Origin of the sequence: Actinomadura sp. HBU206391 (assembly GCF_014323665.1) — a bacterium.
GTDB lineage: Bacteria > Actinomycetota > Actinomycetes > Streptosporangiales > Streptosporangiaceae > Actinomadura_C.
In genome coordinates, this window is sequence record NZ_JABVEB010000262.1 from 1 (window position 1) to 7,150 (window position 7,150).

The following is a 7,150-nucleotide window of genomic DNA, read 5'->3' on the forward strand; positions in this document are numbered from 1 at the left end:
TGATGAGCGGCAACGCCATCGCGCTGGCCTGCCGCAAGCTCCGCGACAAGGCCCTGCGGATCGCGGGGGAGGCGCTGGAGGCCGACCCCCGGGACCTCGACATCACCGACGGTGTGGTGCACGTGCGCGGGAACCCGGAGGCGGCCATCCCGCTCCGCACGGTGGCGGTGCTGTCGAACCCGCTGCGGTACGCCTTCGACGAAGAGGCCAAGCGGGCGACCCAGTTCGCCGTCGCGAAGCCGATGGACGATCCGCCGGTCGCCCCCGGGGAGGAACCGGGCCTCGAGGGCAGGGACTACTACTCACCGCCGCGGTCGACGTTCGCGGCCGGGATGCATGCCGCGATCGTCGACGTGGACCCCGACACCGCGGAGGTACGCGTCCTGAAGTATGCCGTCGTGCACGACTGCGGGCGGCTCATCAACCCGCGGATCGTCGAAGGGCAGATTCACGGAGGCGTCGCGCAGGGCATCGGCGGGGCGTTGTACGAACGCATGGTCTACGACGGGGCGGGACAGCTGCTCAACGCCTCGTTCATGGACTTCCTCATGCCGTACGCCACGGAGATCCCGCACATCGAGACCGATCACCTGGAGACGCCGTCGCCGCTGAACCCGCTCGGCATCAAGGGCGCGGGGGAGGCCGGGGTCATCCCGGTCTCGGCGGTCATCGCCGCGGCGATCGAGGACGCCGAGGGCATCCGCATCGACGCGATGCCCATCTCGCCGGACGAGATCTTCCGGCTCCGGCTGCGCGCGGCCGCCGGCGACGCCGAGCCGCTCAACCGGGCCCGAGGCTCGGTGCCGTCGTAATCGGAGGGATTCGTCCAGGGCGGAAAGGATCGCAAACGGTCGCGTGGCCGAGGGCAACGGCATTAGGGTTCACACGCCGGCGGGGTTGAGGTCCCCGCTCCCCAAGCAACCCCGCCGGCACCCGGCAGAGCGTGTCGATCTCTCGTCGACGGGGGCCGTCAGCCGGGCGCGTTGCCGCCGAGCGACATCGGCAGGTAGTTCTCCACGGCGGCGGGCCGGAAACCCTGCTGCCTGATCCAGCCCAGCAGCGTGGTGAAGTCCTGGGCCAGCCCCTTGCGGTAGTGCATGAGAACGATGTCGCCCGGCTTGAAGCCGGTGCCGCCGTCGCCCCGGACGAACTCGCCGCGTACGCCCCTCGGCGAGGTGGTGCCGTTGTAGAACTCCGCCGACCACAACATGAGGGACTTCACGCCGCAGTCGCGTGCGGCCTGCCGGGTGGTCTGGTTGTAGCTGCCGAACGGCGGCCGGAAGATCTGCGGCCGGCGGCCGTACTGCGCGGTGATGGTGTCGGAGGACCGGCAGATCTCGCGTTTCTGCGCCTCTGCGGACAGACCGGCCATGTTGGGATGGCTGACCGTGTGGTTCTCCATCCGTGACCCCGCGTTGCGCAGCGCCCAGAAGTACTGGCCATGGCCCTTGACGTAGTTCGTCGTCAGGAAGGTGAGGATGGGCACCCGCTCCCTTCGCACGATGTCCACGAAGGCGGCGTCGTACTCGTAACCGTCGTCGATGGTCAGGAACACGACCTTGTCCTGCGTCTGGATCCGGTTGAAGACCGGCGGCAGCCCGTCGTCGCCCTTCCGCGGCGGGGTCCACGAGCCCGGCTTCGGCGTCGCCCACTGCCGGTCGGCGAACATGGCCGGCAGCTGGGTCCGGAGTGAGGTCCGCGTTTCGCTCAGCGTCTGCCCCCTGACCTCCGGCCACGAACCCGCGCTCACGCCCAGCACACCGGCGATCACACAGGAGATCAGGGGAAACTTGCCTCGCATCTGCGGAGCCTCTCGGAGCGGTAGAGCACGGACACCTTCGGTTGACGCGTGCGCGCACGGGCAGGTTCGCACATCATTGAACAGTCAGGAAGATCGGGTTCACCGAAGGAGACACTTGCCAATGAGTCGGTCCGCGCTCGGCAGATGTTGCCCGTTCACGCCATCGGACGCGTTCCCTAGTGTCGCCTCATGAAGGTGAACGGCAGTGCCATGGTCGCCGCGCCGCTCCCACGTGTCTGGGAGGCCCTGCGCGACCCCGCCGTGCTCGTCCACGCCATCCCCGGTTGCCAGCTCCTGGAGGCCACAGGCGCGGACACCTACAAGATGACGGTCATGGCCGGCGTCGCCTCGATCAAGGGCACCTACGTCGGCCGCGTCGCGTTGTCCGAGCCCGAGCCGCCCCACGCGTTCGTGCTGCGCGCCCAGGGACAGGGCGCCCCGGGCACGGTCGACGCCGTCGTGCAGGTGCGGCTGTCCGAGGGGGAGGGCGGCACCCACGTTCACTACGACGCCGACGCGACGGTCGGCGGGATGATCGGCGGAGTCGGTCAGCGGATGCTCGGGTCGGTGGCCAAGAGGACCGCCGGGGAGTTCTTCGCGGCCGTCGAGCGCACGCTCACGGCGCCCGCGGCCGCGGCGCCACCCCTGACGACGCCCGCCGGTGCAGCTCGCGCCTCGGCATCCATGGCGGCGGCCGTCGCGGAGCCGGCGGCGGCCGTGCCGGCCGGCGGGATCTACGCGGCCCACCGGGGTGCCGAACCGTCGACGCTGCCGATGGCCGTCGCGTTCGGCAGTGGCGGTGTCGTGGCACTCGCGGGCGTCGCGGTGGGCTATCTCATCGGCCGGCGATCCCGCGGCCGCCGGTAGCCCGGCCGATCGGCAACGCGTCGCGCGCCTGGTCGGCACGGCAGTGGCGGTAGCCGCTGCCGGGGTCCACGTTGGCCGGCGGCGGCAGACCGAGCCTGAGCGCTCAGCTCCGGGTCGCCGCGCACCCCGGCCGTCATCCGCCGTTGGCCATGCTTTCTGCCGCACACCGCCGGTGCACTACCTGGCCACAGGCGCCTCGACGAACGGTCAGTTCGGTCTCTACCGATGGGACATGGGACCGACCCCGAGCGGCCCGGACGCGCACTTCCGCAAGTCGATCTCCGAGTCGTTCTTCATCCTCTCTGCGCCATGACACCTTTTGGCTATAGCGGCCGTCTGGCAATTCTTTGAGGTGTCACAAATCGGCAATGGGACCACGCAACCGTGACGCAACCGTCCCGCAACCGCGATGCCACATACTCGGCAAATGGCAGCAGCATTTCGACGCGGAAAGGGAATCTGAAACCGGCGTGTGATGGTCTCTGTAGGGAGAGGCAATGTTCAAAAGCGGAGCGCAACTCAAGAACAAGCTCATCATCGCGGCCGTGACCTCGGGGGTGGCTCTCGGAGTCGCCTCTGTCCCGGGAACGGCCTCGGCGTCGGAGTCAAAGGTGCTCGGATGCCAGTCGTCCACCTTTCAGTACACCTACCTGAACCCGAACAACAGCACGAGCACATGGCACACCCAGTGTAGCGGAACGTACTCGTTCAATTCCCGGGGGTATTGGCTCCTCCCGGGCGGCTGGTCCGGGTACATCACCTTCAGTGGCGGCGCGCGCGAGCATTTCTGCGACTTCGGTGACAAATGGCTGAATTACCGGGTGGTCGTCCAGATCACGGTTGCGGCGACCAAGATCCCAGAATGCCGGTGACGAACGCCGCCGATGCTGCGGTGGGTGCCGGGCGGGCCTGATCGCACATCGGTCAGCCTAGATCGAGCCATGCCTCGGTCTCGCGGCGCCGGCCGAGGGCGATGGCGTCGAACTCGTCGCAGTGGTTCCCCTTGCCTGCTCCGAGCCGGCGCAGTGCCTGTGAGATGGGGCTGCCGGCCGCCGGGAAACGCTCGCCCGGGCCGGAGTGCAAAGGGCCGAGAACGACCCCGCCGCCGTCCCAGACCTGGGCGCGCTGTTCCCCCGTGCCGCCGACGTAGTCGGCCTCGACATAGGCCACGGGGCCCTGCGTCGACCAGGCGGTAAGGGTTCGTTCGAATCCGGCGGGCATCTTCCAGAACCCGCCCTGCCGGGGCTCCAGGCCCTTGGAGGTGACCGCGTCGAAGAAGGCGTCGGTCATCGGCAGCAGTGCCAGCGACTGCCGAAGGGGCACGATCTGTGTCCCTTCGGCGGCGTGAGCCGCCCGGGTCAGCAGGTGTTCGGCGGCGATCACCGCCTGCAGACCGTACATTCGCACCTCCGGCCTGCTCATGCCTTGCGGGCACGAGCGGGATGGTCCCTGCTCATGCCCGCAGGGCGTACCGGTCAGTTCACGGAGAGCAGGTCGACCACGAAGATGAGGGTCTCGCCGGGCTTGATGGCGTTGCCCGAGCCGCGGTTGCCGTATCCGAGGTGCGGTGGGATGACGAGCTTGCGCCGCCCGCCGACCTTCATGCCCTTGACGCCGAGGTCCCATCCGGCGATGACCCGCTTGCCGCCCAGCGGGAACTCGAACGGCTGGCCGCGGTTCCACGACGCGTCGAACTCCTCGCCGGTGGAGAAGGAGACGCCGACGTAGTGGACGGTGACCTTGGAGCCGTGCGTGGCCTCCGGTCCGTCTCCCACCACGATGTCGGTGATGTCGAGGTTTGCGGGCGGAGAGCCCTCGGGGAAGTCGATCTCGGGCCGTTCAAGCGCCATCGCGAGGCTCCTGGCTTAGTCGATTGATGGAGTGATTCGGTGCCCCGCAACCCTATCCAGGCACTCGTGCGGCCCTCCGCCGAGGACCGCGCTACCGGCCTCGTCCTGCCGGCGCTGCCGCCGGCGATGTCCGCGACGCTGTGGACCGGCTCCGGCGGCAGATGGCAGAGTCGCTGAAGATCTGATGATCCGTTGGCAGATGTCGACGATTCGCGGTGACCGGGCACGGGGTAGACCTTGGTGCCATGCGCATCCGGATCGGCATCGACACCGGCGGCACGTTCACCGACGTCGTCGCCCTGGACGAGCTCACCGGCGAGGTCGTCACGACGAAGACGCCGTCCACTCCGGCGGATCCCGCCGAGGGCTTCATGGCCGGGGTACGGAAGGGGCTCGACCTGCTGGGGGCGAGCGGCGACGACCTCGCCGCGGTGTCACACGGCACCACCGTCGCGACCAACCAGCTGCTCGAGGACCGGCTCGAGGATCTCGGTTTCATCACCACCGAAGGCTTCGAGTTCATTCTCGAGATCGGCCGGCAGAGCGTGCCCGACGGTTACGGCAACTCCTATTTCTGGGTGAAGCCGCCGCGCATCGTCCCCGTACACCGGGTGAAGACGGTCGGCGGGCGGCTCGACCACACCGGGGCGGAGCTCCGGCCCTTCGACGAGGCCGGGGCGGCCGAGGCGGCTCGCTGGTTCCGTGACCAGGGGATCACCACGATCGGGGTCTGCTTCCTGCACTCCTACGCCGATCCCGGCCACGAGCTGCGCATGGCCGAGGTGCTCCGCCGCGAGCACCCGGCCGCCGTCGTGTCGCTGTCGAGCGAGGTGCTGCGCGAGTACCGCGAGTACGAGCGGTCGGTCACGACCCTGGTCGACGCGGCGGTCAAGCCGACGATGACCCGCTACATCGCCCGGATCGCCGACCGGCTCGCCGAACTGGACGAGACCGGGCGGGGTGAGACGGGGCCGGGTGAGTCGGAGCCGGGTGAGTCGGAGCCGGACGCGTCCGCACCCGCCGCGGCCGCTGCGGCGGAGCCGCCGTTCTACGTCATGAAGTCCAACGGGGGCGTGCTGTCGGCCGAGGAGGTCGTGCACCAGCCGATCACGACGGTGCTGTCCGGGCCCGCGGCCGGGGCGCTCGGTGCCGCGCTCATCGCCGAGACGGCCGGGCACCGTTCAGTGATCACTCTGGACGGAGGCGGCACGTCGACCGACGTGGCCGTGGTGCTCGACGGTGAACCGACCCTGACCACCGAGGGCTCGGTCGGCCGGTACCCCTCCAAGATCCCGATGATCGACATCGTCACCGTCGGCGCCGGGGGCGGATCAATGGCATGGGTGTCGCCCGAGGGCACCCTCAAGGTGGGGCCGGCCTCCGCCGGCGCCGACCCCGGCCCCCTCTGCTACGGCAAGGGCGGCGCGACCCCGCCCGGCGCGGACTCCGGTGCCGCGCCGACCGTCACTGACGCCCATGTGCACCTCGGCCGGGTCCCTCCGCACCTGCTCGGCGGTGAGATCCCCCTGGACGTGGCCGCGGCGCGGGCCGGCCTTGCCGATCTCGCGGGCGACCTCGGCCTGGATCTCGAGCGCTGTGCTGCCGGGATCCTGGAGATCAGCGCTTGGAACCAGGCCAACGCGATCCGGCAGATCACCGTCAAGCGCGGCCTGGACGTCCGCGATCACCCGATGGTGGCCTTCGGCGGCTCGGGTCCGCTGCTGGCCTGCCGACTCATCGACATTCTCGGGCTGCCCTCCGCTCTGATCCCGGAGAACCCCGGCAACCTCTCGGCCTTCGGACTGCTGACCGTCGACGTCAAGAACGACTACGTCCGGACCCACGTCGCCCGCGACGCCGGCCTCGACCTCGCCGTGATCGCCGATGTCCTCGCCGGCCTGGAACGGCAGGCGGCCCGCACCCTGGCCAAGGAGGGGTTTCCCGCATCCGAGCACCGTTTTCAGCGATCGGCCGACCTGCGCTACTACGGCCAGGCGTTCGAGGTGCGGGTGCCCGCCCCCGGCGGCCCGGTCGACTCCGGCTTCCGCGCCGAGGTCCTCGCGCGATTCCACGACGCCCACGAACGGCTGTACGGCTACTGCTATCGCGACGACCCGCGCCACGCGGTCGAGTGGGTCAACCTGCGGGTCTCCGGCATCGGCCCGATCACCCGGCCCGCGCTCAGGGCGCGCCCCGCCGGCGACGGCGATCCGGCACGGGCGCGCACCGGCGCCCGGCGGGTCTGCTTCGGGGATTCCGCGGGCGGCCGGGCCGCCACCGCGTGGGCGGACACCCCGATCTACCGGCGGGACCGGCTCGCCCCCGGCGACATCCTGCGCGGCCCGGCGGTGATCGAGGAGTTCGGCTCCACACTTCCGCTGCACCCCGGCTTCGCGGCGCTCATCGACCCGTACGGCAATATCGTCGTCCGTCTCGCCCACCCCCCGCCGTGATCGCGAGACGCGGCCGAAGCCCCCTCTGCCGTGATCATGCAGTTGTTCGCGACCGTTGGCCGCGTGTCCCGCGAACAACTGCATGATCACGGCGGATGGAGGGGGAGCGCGGGTGAGAGAGGACGGAATGGGCGGGATGGACGGGAAGGGCGGGATGGACGAGGTGATGGTCGATCCGG

At 69.9% G+C, this 7,150-nt stretch carries 8 protein-coding genes; 5 read left to right on the forward strand and 3 right to left on the reverse strand.

All coding sequences use genetic code 11. The features are described 5' to 3' along the window. The coding region (locus HKK72_RS33465; protein ID WP_187238427.1) for a molybdopterin cofactor-binding domain-containing protein at window positions 1-812 on the forward strand (812 nt) is incomplete at its 5' end. Window positions 813-970: 158 nt separating this feature from the next. On the opposite strand, the gene HKK72_RS33470 is transcribed toward HKK72_RS33465, so the two are convergent. Continuing rightward, complete coding sequence (locus HKK72_RS33470; RefSeq protein ID WP_187238428.1) at window positions 971-1,801, reverse strand: polysaccharide deacetylase family protein; 831 nt, start codon at window positions 1,799-1,801, stop codon at window positions 971-973. A 189-nt stretch (window positions 1,802-1,990) separates the two neighbouring features. On the opposite strand from HKK72_RS33470, the gene HKK72_RS33475 reads away from it, so the two are divergent. Together HKK72_RS33475 and HKK72_RS33480 are read left to right on the forward strand one after the other, a co-directional pair. After that, on the forward strand, window positions 1,991-2,668 hold the full coding sequence (locus HKK72_RS33475; RefSeq protein WP_187238429.1) for an SRPBCC family protein: 678 nt from the start codon (window positions 1,991-1,993) through the stop codon (window positions 2,666-2,668). Window positions 2,669-3,165: 497 nt separating this feature from the next. Then, window positions 3,166-3,540 (forward strand): hypothetical protein, encoded by a 375-nt coding sequence (locus HKK72_RS33480; RefSeq protein ID WP_187238430.1) that lies wholly within the window; start codon window positions 3,166-3,168, stop codon window positions 3,538-3,540. Between the two features lie 52 nt (window positions 3,541-3,592). Here the strand turns inward: HKK72_RS33480 and HKK72_RS33485 are convergent, their stop codons facing one another. Beyond that, complete coding sequence (locus HKK72_RS33485; RefSeq protein WP_187238431.1) at window positions 3,593-4,069, reverse strand: hypothetical protein; 477 nt, start codon at window positions 4,067-4,069, stop codon at window positions 3,593-3,595. Window positions 4,070-4,143: 74 nt separating this feature from the next. Continuing rightward, entirely contained in the window at window positions 4,144-4,518 is a 375-nt protein-coding gene (locus HKK72_RS33490) for an FKBP-type peptidyl-prolyl cis-trans isomerase (RefSeq protein WP_187238432.1), read from the reverse strand. 39 nt (window positions 4,519-4,557) lie between these two features. Here HKK72_RS33490 and HKK72_RS33495 point away from each other — a divergent pair, with 39 nt between their 5' ends. Continuing rightward, entirely contained in the window at window positions 4,558-4,695 is a 138-nt protein-coding gene (locus tag HKK72_RS33495; RefSeq protein ID WP_187238433.1) for a hypothetical protein, read from the forward strand. Window positions 4,696-4,763: 68 nt separating this feature from the next. Further along, entirely contained in the window at window positions 4,764-6,971 is a 2,208-nt protein-coding gene (locus HKK72_RS33500) for a hydantoinase/oxoprolinase family protein (protein ID WP_187238434.1), read from the forward strand. The last annotated feature ends 179 nt before the right edge of the window (window positions 6,972-7,150 follow it).

Excerpts from the sequence above, each read along its gene's own strand:
- HKK72_RS33480 (WP_187238430.1), top strand. The coding sequence starts at position 3,166 with ATGTTCAAAAGCGGAGCGCAACTCAAGAACAAGCTCATCATCGCGGCC.
- HKK72_RS33470 (WP_187238428.1), bottom strand. The coding sequence starts at position 1,801 with ATGCGAGGCAAGTTTCCCCTGATCTCCTGTGTGATCGCCGGTGTGCTG.
- HKK72_RS33485 (WP_187238431.1), bottom strand. The coding sequence starts at position 4,069 with ATGTACGGTCTGCAGGCGGTGATCGCCGCCGAACACCTGCTGACCCGG.
- HKK72_RS33475 (WP_187238429.1), top strand. The coding sequence starts at position 1,991 with ATGAAGGTGAACGGCAGTGCCATGGTCGCCGCGCCGCTCCCACGTGTC.
- HKK72_RS33500 (WP_187238434.1), top strand. The coding sequence starts at position 4,764 with ATGCGCATCCGGATCGGCATCGACACCGGCGGCACGTTCACCGACGTC.
- HKK72_RS33490 (WP_187238432.1), bottom strand. The coding sequence starts at position 4,518 with ATGGCGCTTGAACGGCCCGAGATCGACTTCCCCGAGGGCTCTCCGCCC.